The 17,855-nt window shown below is 66.9% G+C and carries 16 protein-coding genes; 10 read left to right on the plus strand and 6 right to left on the minus strand.

Features of this window, described 5'->3' with window-relative positions; translation table 11 throughout:
• Nucleotides 1-535 (minus strand): hypothetical protein (locus ACLP4W_RS16940; protein WP_442387844.1); only part of this gene is annotated, 535 nt, incomplete at its 3' end.
• Between the two features lies 1 nt (nt 536).
• On the minus strand, nt 537-1,625 hold the full coding sequence (locus tag ACLP4W_RS16945) for a M23 family metallopeptidase (RefSeq protein WP_442387846.1): 1,089 nt from the start codon (nt 1,623-1,625) through the stop codon (nt 537-539).
• Nucleotides 1,626-1,895: 270 nt separating this feature from the next.
• Between ACLP4W_RS16945 and sucC the strand changes: the two genes are divergently transcribed.
• Genes sucC through ACLP4W_RS16960 form a run of 3 tightly spaced genes read left to right on the plus strand, consistent with a single transcriptional unit; the run spans nt 1,896 to nt 5,517 of the window.
• Nucleotides 1,896-3,059: an ADP-forming succinate--CoA ligase subunit beta gene (gene sucC / locus ACLP4W_RS16950; RefSeq protein ID WP_442387848.1), complete on the plus strand. Its 1,164-nt coding sequence runs from the start codon at nt 1,896-1,898 to the stop codon at nt 3,057-3,059.
• Nucleotides 3,060-3,074: 15 nt separating this feature from the next.
• Nucleotides 3,075-3,977, plus strand: coding sequence for a succinate--CoA ligase subunit alpha (gene sucD, locus ACLP4W_RS16955; protein ID WP_442387850.1), 903 nt, complete (start codon nt 3,075-3,077; stop codon nt 3,975-3,977).
• Nucleotides 3,978-3,990: 13 nt separating this feature from the next.
• Nucleotides 3,991-5,517: an acetyl-CoA acetyltransferase gene (locus tag ACLP4W_RS16960; RefSeq protein WP_442387852.1), complete on the plus strand. Its 1,527-nt coding sequence runs from the start codon at nt 3,991-3,993 to the stop codon at nt 5,515-5,517.
• Nucleotides 5,518-5,610: 93 nt separating this feature from the next.
• Here ACLP4W_RS16960 and ACLP4W_RS16965 read toward each other — a convergent pair whose 3' ends face one another.
• Nucleotides 5,611-6,459: an LLM class F420-dependent oxidoreductase gene (locus ACLP4W_RS16965; protein WP_442387854.1), complete on the minus strand. Its 849-nt coding sequence runs from the start codon at nt 6,457-6,459 to the stop codon at nt 5,611-5,613.
• Between the two features lie 275 nt (nt 6,460-6,734).
• Here ACLP4W_RS16965 and ACLP4W_RS16970 point away from each other — a divergent pair, with 275 nt between their 5' ends.
• The 7 genes from ACLP4W_RS16970 to ACLP4W_RS17000 all read left to right on the plus strand — a co-directional run bounded on the left by ACLP4W_RS16970 (nt 6,735) and on the right by ACLP4W_RS17000 (nt 15,653).
• Nucleotides 6,735-7,670: a DUF5336 domain-containing protein gene (locus tag ACLP4W_RS16970; RefSeq protein ID WP_442387856.1), complete on the plus strand. Its 936-nt coding sequence runs from the start codon at nt 6,735-6,737 to the stop codon at nt 7,668-7,670.
• 48 nt (nt 7,671-7,718) lie between these two features.
• A complete protein-coding gene (locus ACLP4W_RS16975; RefSeq protein WP_442387858.1) occupies nt 7,719-9,071 on the plus strand; it encodes a cell division protein PerM in 1,353 nt (450 codons plus the stop codon).
• 123 nt (nt 9,072-9,194) lie between these two features.
• The gene (purN, locus tag ACLP4W_RS16980; protein ID WP_442387860.1) at nt 9,195-9,842 is read left to right on the plus strand and encodes a phosphoribosylglycinamide formyltransferase; all 648 of its coding nucleotides are present in this window, start codon (nt 9,195-9,197) and stop codon (nt 9,840-9,842) included.
• Entirely contained in the window at nt 9,839-11,422 is a 1,584-nt protein-coding gene (gene purH, locus ACLP4W_RS16985; RefSeq protein WP_442387861.1) for a bifunctional phosphoribosylaminoimidazolecarboxamide formyltransferase/IMP cyclohydrolase, read from the plus strand. Before purN ends, purH begins: the two co-directional genes overlap by 4 nt.
• A 274-nt stretch (nt 11,423-11,696) precedes the next feature.
• Complete coding sequence (locus ACLP4W_RS16990) at nt 11,697-12,122, plus strand: LGFP repeat-containing protein (protein ID WP_442387863.1); 426 nt, start codon at nt 11,697-11,699, stop codon at nt 12,120-12,122.
• Between the two features lie 155 nt (nt 12,123-12,277).
• Complete coding sequence (locus ACLP4W_RS16995; protein ID WP_442387865.1) at nt 12,278-13,663, plus strand: sigma 54-interacting transcriptional regulator; 1,386 nt, start codon at nt 12,278-12,280, stop codon at nt 13,661-13,663.
• Entirely contained in the window at nt 13,656-15,653 is a 1,998-nt protein-coding gene (locus ACLP4W_RS17000; RefSeq protein WP_442387867.1) for a VWA domain-containing protein, read from the plus strand. Before ACLP4W_RS16995 ends, ACLP4W_RS17000 begins: the two co-directional genes overlap by 8 nt.
• 27 nt (nt 15,654-15,680) lie before the next feature.
• Here the strand turns inward: ACLP4W_RS17000 and ACLP4W_RS17005 are convergent, their stop codons facing one another.
• The 3 genes from ACLP4W_RS17005 to ACLP4W_RS17015 all read right to left on the minus strand — a co-directional run.
• On the minus strand, nt 15,681-16,283 hold the full coding sequence (locus ACLP4W_RS17005; RefSeq protein WP_442387872.1) for a DUF1707 SHOCT-like domain-containing protein: 603 nt from the start codon (nt 16,281-16,283) through the stop codon (nt 15,681-15,683).
• A gap of 130 nt (nt 16,284-16,413) precedes the next feature.
• Nucleotides 16,414-17,199: an enoyl-CoA hydratase family protein gene (locus ACLP4W_RS17010; RefSeq protein WP_442387869.1), complete on the minus strand. Its 786-nt coding sequence runs from the start codon at nt 17,197-17,199 to the stop codon at nt 16,414-16,416.
• Between the two features lie 10 nt (nt 17,200-17,209).
• Nucleotides 17,210-17,855, minus strand: a 646-nt coding sequence (locus ACLP4W_RS17015) for an acyl-CoA dehydrogenase (RefSeq protein ID WP_442387871.1), incomplete at its 5' end; no start/stop codon positions are given.

Below are 17,855 nucleotides of genomic sequence, written 5' to 3' on the forward strand. Positions count from 1 at the left end.
CCAGCGCAACGCTGGCGATCGGCAGCACCCAAAGGGTGTACACGATCCACGCGACGCGGGCACCCGCGATGAACACGCCGCCGTAGGTCAGCACCGCGACCACCGCGCCGGCCACGATGAGGTAGCGCCCGACAGGCCGATGCTGCAGCAGCATGATCACGCCCGAAACGGTGGTTACCGCGAACACCAGGGCCAGAAAGGCGACCGCGATGCAGAACAGGCGGTCGGTTCTCCACCACCCGGCGATCAGGTCGGTGGCCACCACCGACGTAGCCCACCCGCTGAAGATGCCGACCGCTGCGGCGGCCACGGCCGTCCGGCCGCTCGGCTCATCCGCCGGCGCACCCGCAACTGCTGCCTGTCGGCCCGCGCCAGGGGCGCCCTGATACGGCGGTGACGGTCGGGGAATGTGCGTCGTCGGGGACTCGGGCACGACGGGTATCGGTCCGGTCGGTGCCCGCCGGATGATCCGCGTCCGTGATGCGGATGGAGGCGCAGGGGGCTCGGCAGCAAGAGGGTCGTTCGGCGCGGTCACCTCAGCCAGCGTAATTGCCGACGTTAAGTCCCCGCTTTGCGAGCCATGGGACGGGGTCGATTCTTTCGGTGCCACCCTGTAGCACCTCGAAATGCAGGTGCGGGCCGGTGGAGTTGCCCCGGTTACCCATGGTCGCGATCTGGTCGCCGGCCATCACGCGTTCGCCGACGCTGACCAGCGTGGTGTTGACGTGGCCGTAGAGCGTGACCGTGCCGTCGGCATGGCGCAGCTTGACCCACATCCCGTAGCCGGCGGTCGGGCCGGCATCGATGACGACTCCGTCGGAGACCGCATAGATCGGTGTCCCGATCGAGTTGGCAAGGTCGATTCCGGCGTGCAGCACTCCCCAGCGGTACCCGAAGTTCGACGTGAAGATCCCGTGCGTGGGCATGACGTAGAGCGGCTGCTGCAGGCGCGCCTCGCGCTGCGCGCGGTCGTTGGCGAAGGCCAACCCGTTGGCGAGTTCCTCGTTGTGCACCGCGACGTTCGCCGCCGGCTGGACCGCGATCACCTGGGCACCACGGGTCGTGGTGCTGCCCGCGCCGCCGGTGAGCGCCGACGCGTTGGCGGTCAGCACAGCCTCGGTCTTGGGGGTGTCGGCATGGCTGGTCGCCGTGTGGGCCGCGGCAGCCGCCGCGCCGGCGGCCATCGCCGAGATCAGCAGGCGGCCCCTGGCCGCGCTGGTCGGCTGCTTCCGATGCTGACCGCCGCGCCGTATCGCTGGGATGACGTCGGTGACATCGGAAGCCCGGTGATGCTTCGGCTCGACGCCGGGCCCGACGAGCACCCGGGCCAGAACCTCGGTGGGGGCGGCGGCCAGCCACACCGGAGTCAGGTTGTCGGTCTCGTCCAGATCGTCGAGCTCGGGGGCCAGCAGCACTTGCTCTTCGTTATCGAAGGTGGAGTCGTTGCTGAAGTCCAGGTCATCGAGGTCGCCGAGGTCGTCGGCGAACTCCAGGTCGTCGAAGTCGAATCCATCGAGCGGCAGGATTTCGGTGACTTCGTTGCGGTGAGGTTTTGCCCAACGGTCGCGGTGGGCGCGACCCGTCCCCGTCAGGACAGAAGAACGAGCGAAACGGTGCTGGGACAAGCTGAAATGTCCTCGTATCGTGACCATAACGTTATCTGGACCCTAGGAAGGTATCCGTTGACCGACGGAGCTGGCAACCTCGCGGGTAAATCGAGACTCATATTGTGAGTTGGATCACGTTTGACGACTGCCGGCATGCCGTGAGGTGCACCACATCGGTGGACGCGACGGTAGCAGACGTTCGGCGGGTGGATACAGTGCCAGCGTGCGAGTTGCCGATTCGGCGCCGCCTAAAGGCCTAGCAGTAAGCCGAGCGAAGACAGTGAGCCCATGGACCTTTTCGAGTATCAAGCAAAAGAACTGTTCGCCAAGCACAACGTACCGAGCACGCCCGGTCGGGTGACCGACACCGCCGAGGGCGCTCGCGCCATCGCCGAAGAGATCGGTCACCCGGTGATGGTCAAGGCGCAGGTCAAGATCGGCGGTCGCGGCAAGGCCGGCGGCGTCAAGTACGCGGCGACCCCTGCGGATGCCTACGAGCACGCCAAGAACATCCTCGGCCTGGACATCAAGGGCCACGCCGTCAAGAAGCTGCTGGTCGCCGAGGCCAGCGACATCGCGGAGGAGTACTACATCTCGTTCCTGCTCGACCGGGCCAACCGCACCTACCTGGCGATGTGCTCGGTCGAGGGCGGCATGGAGATCGAAGAAGTGGCCGCGACCAAACCCGACCGGCTTGCCAAAGTGCCGGTGAGCGCGGTGAAGGGCGTCGACTTGGCGTTCGCGCGCTCCATCGCCGAGCAGGGTCACCTGCCGGCCGAGGTGCTCGACGCCGCCGCGGTCACCATCTCCAAGCTCTGGGAGCTTTTCGTCGGCGAGGACGCCACCCTGGTGGAGGTCAACCCGTTGGTTCGCACCCCCGACAATCGGATCCTGGCGCTGGACGGCAAGGTCACGCTCGACGCCAACGCCGACTTCCGCCATCCCGACCACGCCGAGTTCGAGGACCGCGCGGCCACCGATCCGCTGGAGCTGAAGGCCAAGGAGCACGACCTCAACTACGTCAAGCTCGACGGCCAGGTCGGGATCATCGGCAACGGTGCGGGCCTGGTGATGTCGACCCTCGACGTCGTCGCCTACGCCGGTGAGAAGCACGGCGGAGTCAAGCCGGCCAACTTCCTCGACATCGGCGGCGGCGCCTCCGCGGAGGTGATGGCCGCCGGGCTCGACGTCATCCTCAACGACGGCCAGGTCAAGAGCGTGTTCGTCAACGTGTTCGGCGGCATCACCTCGTGCGACGCCGTGGCCACCGGAATCGTCAAGGCGTTGGAAATCCTGGGCGACGAGGCCAACAAGCCGTTGGTGGTGCGCCTCGACGGCAACAACGTCGAGGAAGGCCGTCGCATCCTGACCGAGGCCAACCACCCGCTGGTGACGCTGGTCGCGACCATGGACGAGGCCGCCGACAAGGCCGCCGAGCTGGCGAGTGCCTGAAAGGACGTCTCGGACATGTCGATCTTTCTGAACAAGGGCAACAAGGTCATCGTCCAGGGCATCACCGGCAGCGAGGCCACCGTCCACACGGCCCGGATGCTCAAGGCGGGCACGCAAATCGTCGGCGGCGTGAACGCACGCAAGGCGGGCACCACCGTCGCGCATAAGAACAAAGATGGCCAAGCCGTCGAGCTGCCGGTGTTCGGCAGCGTCGCGGAGGCGATGGAAAAGACCGGCGCCGACGTGTCGATCATCTTCGTGCCGCCCAAGTTCGCCAAGGACGCCATCATCGAGGCCATCGACGCCGAGATCCCACTGCTGGTGGTCATCACCGAGGGAATTCCGGTGCAGGACACCGCATATGCGTGGGCCTACAACCTGGAAAAGGGAGGCAAGACCCGCATCATCGGCCCGAACTGTCCCGGCATCATCACCCCGGGTGAGGCGCTGGTCGGCATCACCCCGGCCAACATCAGCGGTTCGGGCCCCGTCGGGCTGGTGTCGAAGTCCGGCACGCTGACCTACCAAATGATGTATGAGTTGCGCGATTTCGGCTTCTCCACGTCCATCGGCATTGGCGGTGACCCGGTGATCGGCACCACTCACATCGACGCCATCGAGGCCTTTGAGAAGGATCCCGACACCAAGGTCATCGTGATGATCGGTGAAATCGGCGGCGACGCCGAGGAGCGTGCGGCCGACTACATCAAGGCTCACGTGTCCAAGCCGGTCGTCGGTTATGTCGCGGGATTCACTGCGCCGGAAGGTAAGACGATGGGCCACGCGGGCGCCATCGTGTCCGGCTCGTCGGGCACCGCGGCCGCCAAGAAGGAGGCACTCGAGGCGGCCGGCGTCAAGGTGGGCAAGACCCCGTCGGAGACGGCGGCGCTGGCCCGGGAGATCCTGAGCAGCCTGTAAGGGACTTGAGTACGTGAGCTTGGATCCGCGCACCCCCGTCGTCGTCGGTGTTGGACAGGCCGCGGAGCGCATCGACGACCCCTACTACCGCGCAATGTCGGGTGTCGAACTGGCCGCGGCCGGTGCACACGCCGCACTGGACGACTGCGGCGCCGATGTTGCCAAGGTCGCGGCAACAATCGATACCGTCGCCGGCGTAAGGCAATTCGAGATTTCCGGGCCGGCCACACCGGTACTGGGAAAGTCCAACAACTACCCGCGCTCGGTGGCCAACCGGATCGGGGCCGACCCCGCCCGCGCCATCCTGGAGGTCGTCGGCGGTCAAGGTCCGCAGCACCTGATCACCGAGCTGGCGGGCCGGATCGCGACCGGCCGATCCGAAGTCGCGTTGATCTTCGGCTCGGACGCCACATCGACCACTCGCTACTTCGCCGGGAACGACAACGGTCCGGACTTCTCCGAGACCGTCGAGGGCTCGCTCGAAGACCGCGGCTTCGGCCTGGACGCCATCGTCTCCCGGTACACCGTCATTCACGGTCTGGTCGACGCCCCGACGCAGTATGCGCTGCTGGAGAACGCGCGTCGCGCCGGAACCGGGCTGGGGCCCGCGGAATATCTACGGCGGATGGGCGAGCTCTTCGCGCCGTTCACCAAGATCGCCGCCAGCAATCCGTTCGCCGCCGCGCCCGTGGAACGCACCGTCGACGAGCTGATCACCGTGACCGAGAGCAACCGGATGATCTCGGACCCCTACCCGCGGCTGCTGGTCGCTCGCGATCAGGTCAACCAAGGCGCGGCGGCGCTGTTGATGTCGGTCGAGGCGGCACGGCGACTGGGTGTGCCCGAGGAAAACTGGGTGTACCTGCACGGCCACGCCGACCTGGAGGAGCAGTCCCTGCTGCAGCGCCCGGATCTGGGGCACGCGCCGTCGGCCGCCATGGCGGTGCATGAGGCGCTGGCCATGGCCGGAATCGGCGTCGACGACATCGCCACCTTCGACCTGTACAGCTGCTTTCCGGTGCCGGTGTTCAACATCTGCGACGGCATGGGCATCGCGCCCGACGACCCACGCGGGCTGACCCTGACCGGCGGGCTGCCGTTCTTCGGCGGGGCGGGCAATAATTACTCGATGCACGGCGTGGCGGAGACGGTCGCTCGAATGCGAAGTGCACCAGGTCAATTTGGTCTGGTAGGTGCGAACGGCGGCATCCTGAGCAAGTACTCGGTAGGCGTTTACTCGGCCAACCCGACAGAGTGGAAGCCGGATCGCAGCGCCGGGCTGCAAGCGCAGATCGGCAGCTGGTCCACGCAGGCGGTGACGGAGACTGCCGATGGCGCCGCCACCGTCGAGACCTACACGGTCCGCCGCGATTCCGGACGGCTGACCGGAATCATCATCGGCCGGCTGGCCGACGGCACCAGGTTCCTGTCGACCACCGAAGACGACGAGCTGATCGCGCTGCTGACCGACGGCGACCCGTTAGGGCATCCGGTTCGGGTGCGCTCCTTCGACTACGGCAATCGCTGCACGCCGGCCTGACGGCATCGGGTTCCCTCGCGACACTGCAACCACGTACACGACACGCCGCTTGCCGGTCGCCCTGGTTGCAGTTTCGGCGCAGGCGGGACCTCGCTAGACCAAAGCGGCCAGCTTGCCGGCCAGCCGCTCGACGTACGCGGCGATCTCGTCTTCGGGGCGGTCCGGCAAGCCGAACAGCACCTCAGTCACCCCGAGCTCGGCCCACCGCGCCAGCTTGTCAGGCACCGGTTTGAAGTCGAGCGCGACGATCTGCGGAGCGCCCTCGCGGCCGGCAGCCGCCCACGTGTCCTGCAACAGCTTCACCGGGCCTTCGATGTCGAAGTCGCGGGGAGTGGTGATCCAGCCGTCGGCGCTGCGGGCGATCCACTTGAAGTTTTTCTCGTTCCCCGCCGCGCCCACCAACACCGGAATGTGTGGCTGCACGGGCTTGGGCCAGGCCCAACTGGGCCCGAAGTTGACGAACTCGCCGTCGTAGGCGGCTTCTTCCTGTGTCCACAGCGCCCGCATCGCCTCGATGTATTCGCGCAGCATGGTGCGGCGCCGCCCGGGCGGAACCCCGTGGTCGGCCAGCTCGTCGGTGTTCCACCCGAACCCGACGCCGAGGCTGACCCGGCCGCCGGACAGGTGGTCCAGCGTCGCGATGCTTTTCGCCAATGTGATCGGTTCGTGCTCGACGGGCAGCGCCACCGCCGTCGAGAGTCGCACCCGCGACGTCACGGCGCACGCCGCGCCCAGACTCACCCATGGGTCTAGCGTCCGCATATAGCGGTCGTCCGGCAGCGACGCGTCACCCGTCGTGGGATGGGCCGCCTCGCGTTTGACCGGGATATGGGTGTGTTCTGGCACGTAGAACGTCTGGAAGCCGTGGTAGTCGGCAAGCTTGGCGGCTGCCGCCGGGGAGATGCCACGATCGCTGGTGAAAAGCACGAGCCCGTAATCCATGCAAAGAATTAGAACGTGTTCTACCTGCGGTGGGCAAGCTGCCCCTGTGCTGACGGTCTCCATGGAGATCCATTGCGTTATTTGGTGCTGGTCGCGCCGACAGGCCCGTCGCCTCGGCACGGGCATCCGGACTTGCGCTAGCGTGGGTGATCGATCGCGTCGCAACGCAAGATCTGGAGGGTGTCTTCGCGAGCGGCGCGCCTGGAAGCACAGCGTCGCACAGGACTGTGGCGCCCGCTGAGCACTTCAAGGCACTGGAAGCAACAGGAGGAGCCATGACCTACTCGCCCGGTAGCCCCGGATATTCACCAGCGCAGCCCGGCGGCTCCTATGCAGGCGGCACACCGTCGTTCACCAAAGATGACGACGGCCAAAGCAGGCTACCGCTGATCTTGAACATCGCGGTGGTGGTGCTCGGCCTCGCGGTGTATCTGCTGAATTTCGGGCCGACTTTCATCATCAGCGCCGACCTCGGCCCGGGCGGTGGGCGCGCCGGCGACGCCGGCACCGCGGTCATCGCTGCGGTGCTGGCCGCGCTGCTCGCCGGGCTGGGCCTACTGCCCAAGGCGAAGAACTACGCGGGAATAGTTGCGGCGGTCGCAATACTGGGTGCGTTGCTGGCCATCACCGAGACGATCAATACGCCCGCCGGTTTCGCAATTGGCTGGGCGATGTGGCCCCTGGTGGTTTGCGCCATCTTCCAGGCGTTCTTCGCAGCTGTCGCGCTGCTACTGGACGCCGGTGTCATCTCCGCGCCCAAGCCGCGGCCCAAGTACGACGCTTACGCGCAGTACGGCCAATACGGCCAGTACGGGCAGTACGGACAACAGCCGTATTACGGCCAGCCCGCCGCCCAGCAGCACGCCGGAGCCCAGTCGCACACGCCGCAGCATGCCGCATATGGGTCGCAGTACGGCGGCTATCCGTCGAGTCAGGCTCCGACGCAGACCGCGATGCCGACCACGTCGACCGGAGGATTCGGTGCCCAGCCTTCGGCGCAGTCGGGACCCCACCCGGGAGCGCAGCACGAAGCACCATCCACGCCCCCCACCGGCTTCCCCAGCTTCGGTCCGCCGCCGTCGGCCACCGCGAGTGGCACGGAGTCCCAGTCGGGTTCGGCTCCTGTCGATTACTCGGGCCAGAGTGGCGGCCAGTCGCACGGCCAGGATCAGCAGCATTCGTCTTCATCATCTGGACCGGCACCGGTCTAACCGTGCGCTCTCGCGCGTAGTCGGGCACGTGCGCCAAGAGTGACACGGGTGGAGGACAACCGGACGGCGGGCGCGCGTCAGGCGCGTGACCTTGTCCGGGTTGCGTTCGGCCCGTCGGTGGTGGCATTGGGCATCATCGCCGCGGTCACGTTGCTTCAGTTGCTGATCGCTAACAGCGACATGACCGGCGCGTTGGGCGCCATCGCCAGCATGTGGCTCGGGGTGCATCAGGTGCCGATCTCGATCGGCGGCCGCGAGCTGGGTGTAATGCCGCTTCTGCCAGTCCTGTTGATGGTGTGGGCCACCGCGCGCAGCAGCGCACGGGCCACCTCTCCGTATTCGTCGTGGCTGGTGGTCCGCTGGGTGGTCGCGTCGGCGCTCGGCGGGCCCCTGCTGATGGCGGCGATCGCGCTGGCGGTCATCCATGATGCGTCGTCGGTGATCACCGAGCTACAGACGCCCAGCGCCTTGCGCGCGTTCATCAGCGTGCTGGTGGTGCACGCCATCGGTGCGGCGATCGGTGTGTGGTCCCGGGTGGGACGACGGGCGTTGGAGGCGTCGTCGCTGCCCGGTTGGCTCGGCGATTCCCTGCGTGCCGCGGTGGCCGGTGTGTTGGCGTTGGTCGGGCTCTCCGGCCTCGTGACGGCGGGTTCCCTGGTTGTGCACTGGTCGACGATGCAAGAGCTCTACGGGATCACCGACTCGATATTCGGCCAGTTCAGCCTCACCGTGCTGTCCGTCTTGTACGCGCCCAATGTCATCGTCGGCGCTTCGGCGGTCGCCGTCGGGTCCAGTGCTCATCTCGGCTTCGCGACGTTCAGTCCGTTCACCGTGTTCGGCGGCGATATCCCGGCACTGCCGATCCTGGCCGCGACCCCCACGCCGCCGCTGGGGCCGGTGTGGGTGGCGCTGCTCATCGTCGGCGCGTCGTCCGGTGTGGCGGTCGGTCAACAATGCGCCCGGCACGCACTCCCGCTGCTTCCGGCGATGGCCAAACTTCTGGTCGCATCGGTCGCCGGGGCTTTGGTGATGTCGTTGCTCGCATATGGCGGGAGCGGGCGGCTGGGCAACTTCGGCGATGTCGGTGTCGACCAGGGCGCGTTGTTGGTCGGTGTGTTTTTCTGGTTCGCGCTCGTCGGGGCCATCACCGTGGTGATGGCCGGTGGGATCAGGCGCGTACGACTTAGAAGGCCGAGGCGGCGCAAGCCTGTGCCCGCCTCGCCGGCCGACGAACCGGCCGATTTTGCGGGCGACTTCGCGGGGTCGGACGAGCCCGCCGACGGGCTCGAGGAGAGCGACTCGGGTGATGACGGTGCGCCCACCGACGACGTGGATACCGCGTTCGAGCCGTCCCCGGACGTCGAGACGCCCCCGTCGGAGGCGCGCGATTCCGGGGACTAGGCAACGGCCCGAGTCCAACCAGCCCCGAGCGTGAAGCTGGCTTCACGCTGGGCCGCGAGCGTGAAGCTGGCTTCACGTTCGACCGCTGACGCGGGCCGACGCCCACGCCAGTAGGCTCGCGATGTGGCCGAACCGCTCCACGTGCCCCCCAGTGCGCCGGCGCGTGTGGTGGTGCTGGCATCGGGCACCGGTTCCCTGCTGGCTTCGCTGATCGCCGCCGCCGTCGGTGACTACCCGGCCCGAGTGGTCGCCGTCGGTGCCGATCGCGACTGCCGGGCTACCGAGATCGCCGCGGCGGCGTTCGTGCCCACCTTCACGGTCCGGCTCGCCGATCACCCAAACCGTGGTGCCTGGGACACCGCCATCACCGATGCCGCCGCCGCGCACTCACCGGATTTGGTCGTATCGGCCGGCTTCATGAAAATACTTGGGCCGCAGTTCCTTTCACGCTTCTATGGACGTATCGTCAATACCCACCCGACGCTGCTGCCCGCGTTCCCGGGCGCCCACGCAGTGGCCGACGCGTTGGCCTACGGCGTGAAGGTCACAGGCTGTACGGTGCACCTGGTAGATGCCGGCACGGACACCGGGCCGATATTGGCACAGCAATCCGTTCCGGTGCTCGACGACGACGACGAAGAGATCCTGCATGAACGCATCAAAGTCATCGAACGGCAGCTGTTGGTGGACGTGGTGGCCGCGATCGCGACCGGCGGCGTGACCCTGATCGGACGAAAAGCGACGATCGGACGAAAGGCGACCATAGGATGAGCCCCGACGACTGGCGAGAGACGGCAAGGAGGCCGATCCGCCGCGCGCTGATCAGCGTGTACGACAAGACCGGGCTGATAGAGCTTGCCCAGGGACTGACCGCAGCGGGCGTGGAGATCATTTCCACCGGTTCAACGGCGAAGACCATTGCCGACAAAGGGATTCCCGTGACACGCGTCGAGGCGCTGACCGGTTTCCCGGAGGTGCTCGGCGGTCGGGTCAAGACCCTGCACCCGCGAGTCCATGCCGGCCTGCTGGCCGATCTACGTAAGCCCGAACACGCCGCGGCGCTCGAGCAGTTGGGAATCGCGGCGTTCGAACTCGTCGTCGTCAACCTGTATCCGTTCAGCGAGACCGTCGATTCCGGCGCGAGCATCGACGAATGCGTCGAGCAGATCGACATTGGCGGGCCGTCGATGGTCCGGGCGGCCGCGAAAAACCATCCCAGCGTGGCGGTGGTCACCGACCCGCTCGGGTACGACGGAGTGCTCGCCGCGGTGCGTCACGGCGGATTTACCCTCGCCGAGCGCAAAAGGCTGGCGTCGTTGGCATTTCAGCACACCGCGGAGTACGACGTCGCGGTCGCGAGCTGGATGGAGTCGACGCTGGCGCCCGAGCATCCACCCACCGCGTTTCCCGAGTGGTTCGCGAGCTCCTGGCGGCGCACGGCGATGCTGCGCTACGGCGAGAACCCGCACCAGCAAGCGGCGCTGTACAGCGACCCCGCCGCCTGGCCGGGCCTCGCGCAGGCGCAGCAGTTGCACGGAAAAGAGATGTCCTACAACAACTTCACCGACGCCGACGCCGCCTGGCGGGCCGCCTTTGACCACGAGCAGACCTGCGTGGCAATCATCAAGCACGCCAACCCGTGCGGCATCGCGATCTCGTCGGTCTCGGTCGCCGACGCGCATCGCAAGGCCCACGAATGCGATCCGCTCAGCGCCTTCGGTGGAGTCATCGCGGCCAACACAGAGGTCAGCGTCGAGATGGCCGAGTATGTCAGCACCATCTTCACCGAGGTGATCGTCGCGCCCGCCTATGCGCCGGACGCCCTGGAGGTGCTGGCGCGCAAGAAGAACGTCCGGGTGCTGATCGCCTCGGAGCCGCTGACGGGTGGCACCGAGATTCGTCCGATCAGCGGGGGACTGCTAATTCAGCAACGCGACGAACTCGACGCGCACGGCGACAATCCGGCGAACTGGACGCTGGCGACCGGATCGCCGGCCGATCCGGCGACGTTGACCGACCTGGTGTTTGCCTGGCGCTCCTGCCGAGCGGTCAAGTCGAACGCCATCGTGATCGCCGCGGACGGCGCCACCGTCGGCGTCGGCATGGGTCAGGTCAACCGGGTCGACGCCGCCCGGCTGGCCGTCGAACGCGGCGGCGACCGAGTTCGGGGCGCGGTCGCGGCCTCCGACGCGTTCTTCCCATTCCCAGACGGATTGGAAATGCTGACCAGCGCCGGAGTCAGGGCGATCGTCCATCCCGGGGGCTCGGTGCGCGACGAGGAAGTGACCGCCGCGGCGGCCAAAGCGGGCGTCACCCTGTACCTCACCGGAGCGCGCCACTTCGCGCATTAGCGGGCCCACTGAGACCCGGCTCTGGGGCTAGGCCAGGCTGGGCTCGTTGCGATGCAGCGAAATTCCTTCTTGCCGGTCGGTCGCGACCGCAATAGCATCCGATCTGGATAAGCTCATCGGCGTCCTGCCCAAATTCGAGAGGAATGAGATGCGCGAAATTAGTAAACGAACAGCTGCATTTACCGCTGCGGTTACGGCATTTGCACTAGTCGGTTCTGGGTGTCACGCAAATAAATCAAACGAAAGTACAAGCTCGGGCACATCTTCCACAACTGTGACATCCTCTGCGGGGACGTCCACAACCACCAGCGCCGCCGGGCCTTCCACGCAGATCCCCGGTGCTAACGGCACGCTGTACACGGTCCAGGGGCCGATTCTCGCGAAATGGCAAACCCTTAATGAAGCTCAACGCAAGGACCTGGGCGCACCGTACACCAACGAGGCAAAGACCGGGGACGGCAGCGGTGTCTTCCAGCAGTTCGACGGCGGCGTGCTCATTTATAGGAATGGGGGCCCGGTCTACTTCGTATGGGGCAAGATCCGCGACCAGTGGAACAAGTTGGATGGTTCGCAGGGCAAGTTGGGCTATCCGACCTCTGACGAGCAAATCCTCCCCGACGGCTCTTTCAAGTCGGTGTTCGAGCACGGCACGGTCACCTATAAAACAGGCGATGCGGACGCGACTGTCACCCTGAGCTAGCCGGTCTCTGCGTCCCCCGTTTCGGTGGACAAAGGACACCAACCGAGGGCCGGGCAGTCGATCGGATTGCCCGGCCTTCGCCTGTCGGCACGCCGCTTCGGCAAGCAGCCGTGGGGGACCGCAGTGCCTTATCGACGGCACCGTCGTAGCGTGGAGTGGTGACATCACCGAGCAATCTGCCCCGCACCGTCGGCGAACTACGCGCCACCGGTCATCGCGAACGGGGCGTCAAGCAGGAAATCCGGGAGAACCTGCTCACTGCGCTGGCCGAGGGCGACGAGGTGTGGCCGGGCATCCTGGGCTTCGAGGACACCGTATTGCCCCAGGTGGAACGGGCGCTGATCGCGGGTCATGACTTCGTCCTGCTCGGCGAACGCGGCCAGGGCAAGACCCGGCTGCTGCGCGCGCTGGCCGGGCTGCTCGACGAATGGACACCGGTGATCGGCGGGGCCGAGCTGGGTGAGCACCCCTACACGCCGATCACACCGGAGTCGATCCGGCGGGCCGCCACCCTCGGCGACGACCTGCCCGTCGAGTGGAAGCACCGCAGCGAGCGGTACACCGAGAAGCTGGCCACCCCGGACACCAGCGTCGCCGACCTGGTCGGTGACGTCGACCCGATCAAGGTCGCCGAGGGCCGCAGCCTCGGGGACCCGGAGACGATCGCCTACGGACTGATCCCGCGCGCGCACCGCGGCATCGTCGCGGTCAACGAACTGCCCGACCTCGCCGAGCGCATTCAGGTGTCGATGCTCAACGTGATGGAGGAGCGGGACATCCAGGTCCGCGGTTACACGCTGCGCCTGCCGCTGGACGTGTTGGTGGTCGCCAGCGCCAACCCCGAGGACTACACGAACCGTGGTCGCATCATCACTCCGATCAAAGACCGGTTCGGCGCCGAAATCCGTACCCACTACCCGCTCGAGCTGGACGCGGAGGTGGGCGTGATCGTTCAGGAAGCGCACCTGAGCGCCCAGGTGCCCGACTACCTCATGCAGGTCATCGCGCGGTTTGCCCGGTATCTGCGCGAGTCCAACTCCATCGATCAGCGCTCCGGGGTGTCGGCGCGGTTCGCGATCGCGGCGGCCGAGACCGTCGCGGCCGCCGCCCGGCACCGCGGCGCGGTGCTGGGCGAGACGGATCCGGTGGCCCGGGTGGTCGACCTGGGTACGGTGATCGACGTTTTGCGCGGCAAGCTGGAGTTCGAGTCCGGTGAGGAAGGCCGCGAACAGGCCGTGCTCGAGCATCTGTTGCGCCGCGCGACCGCCGACACCGCGTCGCGGGTACTGGGCGGCATCGACGTCGGCTCGTTGGTGGCCGCGGTCGAGGGCGGTTCTGCGGTGACGACGGGCGAACGCGTGTCGGCCAAGGATGTGCTGGCCGCGGTTCCGGGCCTGCCGGTCGTGGATGCAATCGCGGCCAAGCTGGGCGCCGAATCCGAAGGCGAGCGCGCCGCGGCGCTGGAGTTGGCGCTGGAGGCGTTGTATCTGGCGAAGCGAATCGACAAGGTGTCCGGGGAGGGTCAAACCGTCTATGGCTAAACCCCACTCAACGCGATACTCGGCGTACACCGGTGGCCCCGACCCGCTGGCACCGCCGGTGGATCTGCGCGAGGCGCTCGAGCAGATCGGCCAGGATGTCATGGCCGGCACCTCGCCGCGCCGCGCGCTGTCCGAGCTGCTGCGCCGCGGCAACAAGAACATGCCCGGGGCCGACCAGCTGGCGGCCGAGGCAAACAGACGCCGACGGGATTTGTTGCGCCGCAACAACTTAGACGGAACCCTGCAGGAAATCAAGAAGCTCCTCGACGAGGCCGTGCTGGCCGAACGCAAGGAGCTGGCCCGCGCCCTGGATGACGACGCCCGCTTCGGCGAACTACAGCTCGACGCGCTGCCGCCGTCGCCGGCCAAGGCCGTCCAGGAGCTTTCCGACTACAACTGGCGCAGCGCGGAGGCCCGCCAAAAGTACGAGCAGATCAAGGATTTGCTTGGCCGCGAGATGCTGGACCAACGCTTCGCAGGCATGAAGGAGGCGCTTCAGGGCGCCACCGACGAAGATCGCCAGCGCGTCAACCAGATGTTGGATGACCTCAACGGGCTGCTGGACAAGCACGCCCGCGGTGAGGACACCCAACAGGACTTCGAAGACTTCATGGACAAGCACGGCGAGTTCTTCCCGGAGAACCCGCGCAATGTCGAAGAGCTGCTGGATTCGCTGGCCAAGCGTGCCGCCGCCGCGCAACGCTTCCGCAACAGCCTGAGCCCGGAGCAGCGTGCCGAGCTGGATGCCTTGGCGCAGCAGGCGTTTGGCTCTCCGGCTTTGATGCAGGCGCTGGATCGGCTCGATGCGCACTTGCAGGCCGCGCGGCCTGGTGAGGACTGGACCGGATCCGAGCAGTTCTCCGGTGATAACCCGTTCGGCATGGGTGAGGGTACCCAGGCACTGTCGGACATCGCCGAGCTCGAGCAACTGGCCGAGCAGCTGTCGCAGAGCTATCCGGGCGCCACCATGGACGATGTCGATCTGGATGCGCTGGCACGCCAGCTCGGCGACCAGGCCGCTATCGACGCCCGAACGCTCGCCGAATTGGAGCGCGCACTGGTCAATCAGGGTTTCCTGGACCGCGGTTCCGACGGCCAGTGGCGGCTCTCCCCGAAAGCCATGCGCAGGCTTGGCGAGACGGCGTTACGCGATGTGGTGCAACAGCTTTCCGGCCGCCACGGCGAGCGCGACCACCGGCGCGCCGGAGCTGCGGGCGAGCTGACCGGCGCCACCCGGCCCTGGCAATTCGGCGACACCGAACCGTGGCACATCTCGCGCACGCTGACCAATGCGGTGCTCCGGCAGGCGGGAGCCGCGACCTCGAAAGCCTCGGAAGGCCGCGACGGGCAGATTCGGATCACCGTCGACGACGTCGAGGTTTCCGAGACTGAGACACGCACGCAGGCCGCGGTCGCGCTGCTGGTCGATACCTCGTTTTCGATGGTGATGGAGAATCGCTGGTTGCCGATGAAGCAGACGGCGCTCGCCCTCAACCATCTGGTGTGCACACGATTCCGCTCGGATGCGTTGCAGATCATCGCGTTTGGCCGTTATGCCCGGACGGTGACTGCCGCCGAGCTCACCGGCCTGGAGGGCGTCTACGAGCAGGGCACCAACCTGCATCACGCGCTGGCGCTGGCGGGTCGTCACCTGCGCCGGCACCCCAACGCGCAGCCCGTTGTGCTGGTGGTGACCGACGGCGAGCCGACCGCCCACTTGGAGGACTTTGACGGCGACGGAGCCGGTTCTGCTGTGTTCTTTGATTACCCGCCGCATCCGCGGACCATCGCCCACACCGTGCGCGGATTCGACGACATGGCCCGGCTGGGTGCACAGGTCACGATCTTCCGGCTGGGCAGCGACCCTGGCCTGGCACGGTTTATCGACCAGGTCGCGCGCCGGGTCGAGGGACGCGTCGTGGTGCCCGATCTCGACGGCCTGGGCGCAGCCGTGGTGGGCGACTACTTGCGGTCCCGACGCCGTCGCTGACGACTTAGTAGGCGTCCACGTTTCCGGCTATCCGCGGGGCCTGCGCGCTTTGCGCTTGATGCCCACACCGCCCCAGAGTGAGAAACCGCGAATGTTCACCTTCGGCGCGCCGGGCGTGCCCTGGCCCAGGACATCGTGATCGAAGCCGCCCATCACACCGTGGCCGTGGATCTCGACGTTGACTTCGGGCGGCAGCAGTATGTTCTGCATGCCCATGATCGAGAACGCGTGTATTTCGACCTCGGTCGAGGTGAAATCGGCATAACGCAGATCCACGACCCCGCTGCCCCAGAAGGTGAAGGTGGTCAGCTTCTTGGGCACGTTCCATCGGCCGCGCCGCTCGAATCCGCTCATCAACGCCAGCAGCAACATGGACGGTGCCGGATTGGGTTTGCCGCCCCTGCGTGGGTTGATCGGCGCACCGGGCAGATCAGCCCTGAGTTCATCCAGCTCTTCGTACGTGGTCGCCGCATAGGCCCTGGTCAGGCGTTCTTCATAATCTTTCAGCTGTAGGCGGCCCTGCTCGGCGGCGTAGGCCAGCAACTGCGCGAGCTGTATGCGATCCGTGTCGCCCGCGCGCGACGGTTCGTCACGCGTGTCCTTTGCATCGCGCTGCGCCGAGTTGCTCATCATCCACGAGCGTACGACGTACAGGTTTTGCTGCAAGAGGGTTGGCGAAACTGCAACCTTCCGCCAAGGCTTGGCCTAATTGACCGGACCGTCAGCACGCCGTCTTGATCGCCAGGCCGTTTTCGGCGGCTCAGTCTGAGGGCGCCCAGCGAGGTGGACGCTTCTGCAGGAACGCCAGCATGCCTTCGTGAGCTTCGTCGGAGACGAACAACCGGGCCGACTCCTGGGTGAGTCGTTCGGCGTCGCGGTCGAACCCTTCCAGCACCGCGGCTGTGGTCAGCGCCTTCGACGCCGCAAGGCCCTGAGGCGATCCGCGGCCGACATCGGCGATCAGCTTGGCCACCGCCGCTTCCACGTCGCCGGCCGCCATCGTGATCAGCCCGACTTCCGCGGCTTGGCCGGCATCGAATGTCTCGCCGGTCAGGTAGTAGCGCGCCGCCGCCCGCGCAGACAACTTCGGCAGCAGCGTCAGCGAGATGATCGCGGGGGCGACGCCGATCCGGGCCTCGGTCAGCGCGAAGGTACTGCGCGGACCGGCGACCGCGATATCGCACGCGCCGACCAAACCGAAGCCGCCCGCCCGGACATGCCCGTCGATTGCGGCGATCACCGGCAACGGCGACTCGAGGATGGCGCGCAACAGCGCCGTCAATTCCCGGGCACGAGCCACGGCCATGTCGAAAGGATCGCCCCCGCTGGCCTCACTCAGGTCCGCACCGGCGCAGAAGGTGCCACCGGCGTGCCCCAGCACCACCGCCCGTACCGACGGATCCGCCGCGGCCTTGCGCAGCCCCTGGTGCAATTGGTTGACGAGCGTGGTGGAGAGCGCGTTGCGGTTATAAGGCGAGTTCAGGGTCAGCCGCGCGAACGGCCCTCCAACATCGGCCGGGCCGGCGTATTCGACGAGCGTGTCCATCAGTAGGGCTTCAGTAGGATCGAGGCAGGCCGAGCGATGTCTGCGCGACGAAGTTGAGCACCATCTCGCGACTGATCGGGGCGATGCGCCCCAGCCGGGCCGACGCCAGCATGGCGGCAACGCCGTACTCCTTGGTCAGCCCATTGCCGCCCATCGACTGCACGGCCTGGTCGACCGAGCGGGTGGCCGCTTCGGCGGCAGCGTATTTGGCCATGTTGGCGGCCTCGGCCGCGCCCATGTCGTCGCCGCTGTCATACAGCGTCGCGGCCTTTTGCATCATCAGCTTGGCGAGTTCGACCTCGATGTGACACTGCGCCAACGGATGTGACAGCCCTTGGTGCGCGCCGATGGGGGTGGACCACACCTGCCTGGTCTTGACATAGTCGACGGCCTTTGCCAGCGCGAATCTTCCCATGCCCACCGAGCTGGCCGCGCCCATGATGCGTTCGGGGTTCAGGCCAGCGAAAAGCTGTGCGATCGCGGCGTCCTCGGCTCCGACCAGCGCATCGGAGGGCAGCCGGACATCGTCAAGGAAAACCTGGAATTGGCGTTCGGGGCTGATCAGCTCCATCTCGATCGGGGTGTAGGTGAACCCGGGCGCGTCGGTGGGCACCACGAAGAGCGCGGGGCGCAGCTTGCCGGTCCTGGCCTCCTCG

Origin of the sequence: Mycobacterium sp. (genome assembly GCF_052145595.1) — a bacterium.
Taxonomy (GTDB): domain Bacteria; phylum Actinomycetota; class Actinomycetes; order Mycobacteriales; family Mycobacteriaceae; genus Mycobacterium.

Coding starts and splice junctions, on each gene's coding strand:
- sucC (WP_442387848.1), top strand. CDS start 1,896: ATGGACCTTTTCGAGTATCAAGCAAAAGAACTGTTCGCCAAGCACAAC.
- sucD (WP_442387850.1), top strand. CDS start 3,075: ATGTCGATCTTTCTGAACAAGGGCAACAAGGTCATCGTCCAGGGCATC.
- ACLP4W_RS16965 (WP_442387854.1), bottom strand. CDS start 6,459: ATGGATTACGGGCTCGTGCTTTTCACCAGCGATCGTGGCATCTCCCCG.
- ACLP4W_RS16970 (WP_442387856.1), top strand. CDS start 6,735: ATGACCTACTCGCCCGGTAGCCCCGGATATTCACCAGCGCAGCCCGGC.
- purH (WP_442387861.1), top strand. CDS start 9,839: ATGAGCCCCGACGACTGGCGAGAGACGGCAAGGAGGCCGATCCGCCGC.
- ACLP4W_RS17000 (WP_442387867.1), top strand. CDS start 13,656: ATGGCTAAACCCCACTCAACGCGATACTCGGCGTACACCGGTGGCCCC.
- ACLP4W_RS17005 (WP_442387872.1), bottom strand. CDS start 16,283: ATGAGCAACTCGGCGCAGCGCGATGCAAAGGACACGCGTGACGAACCG.
- ACLP4W_RS17010 (WP_442387869.1), bottom strand. CDS start 17,199: ATGGACACGCTCGTCGAATACGCCGGCCCGGCCGATGTTGGAGGGCCG.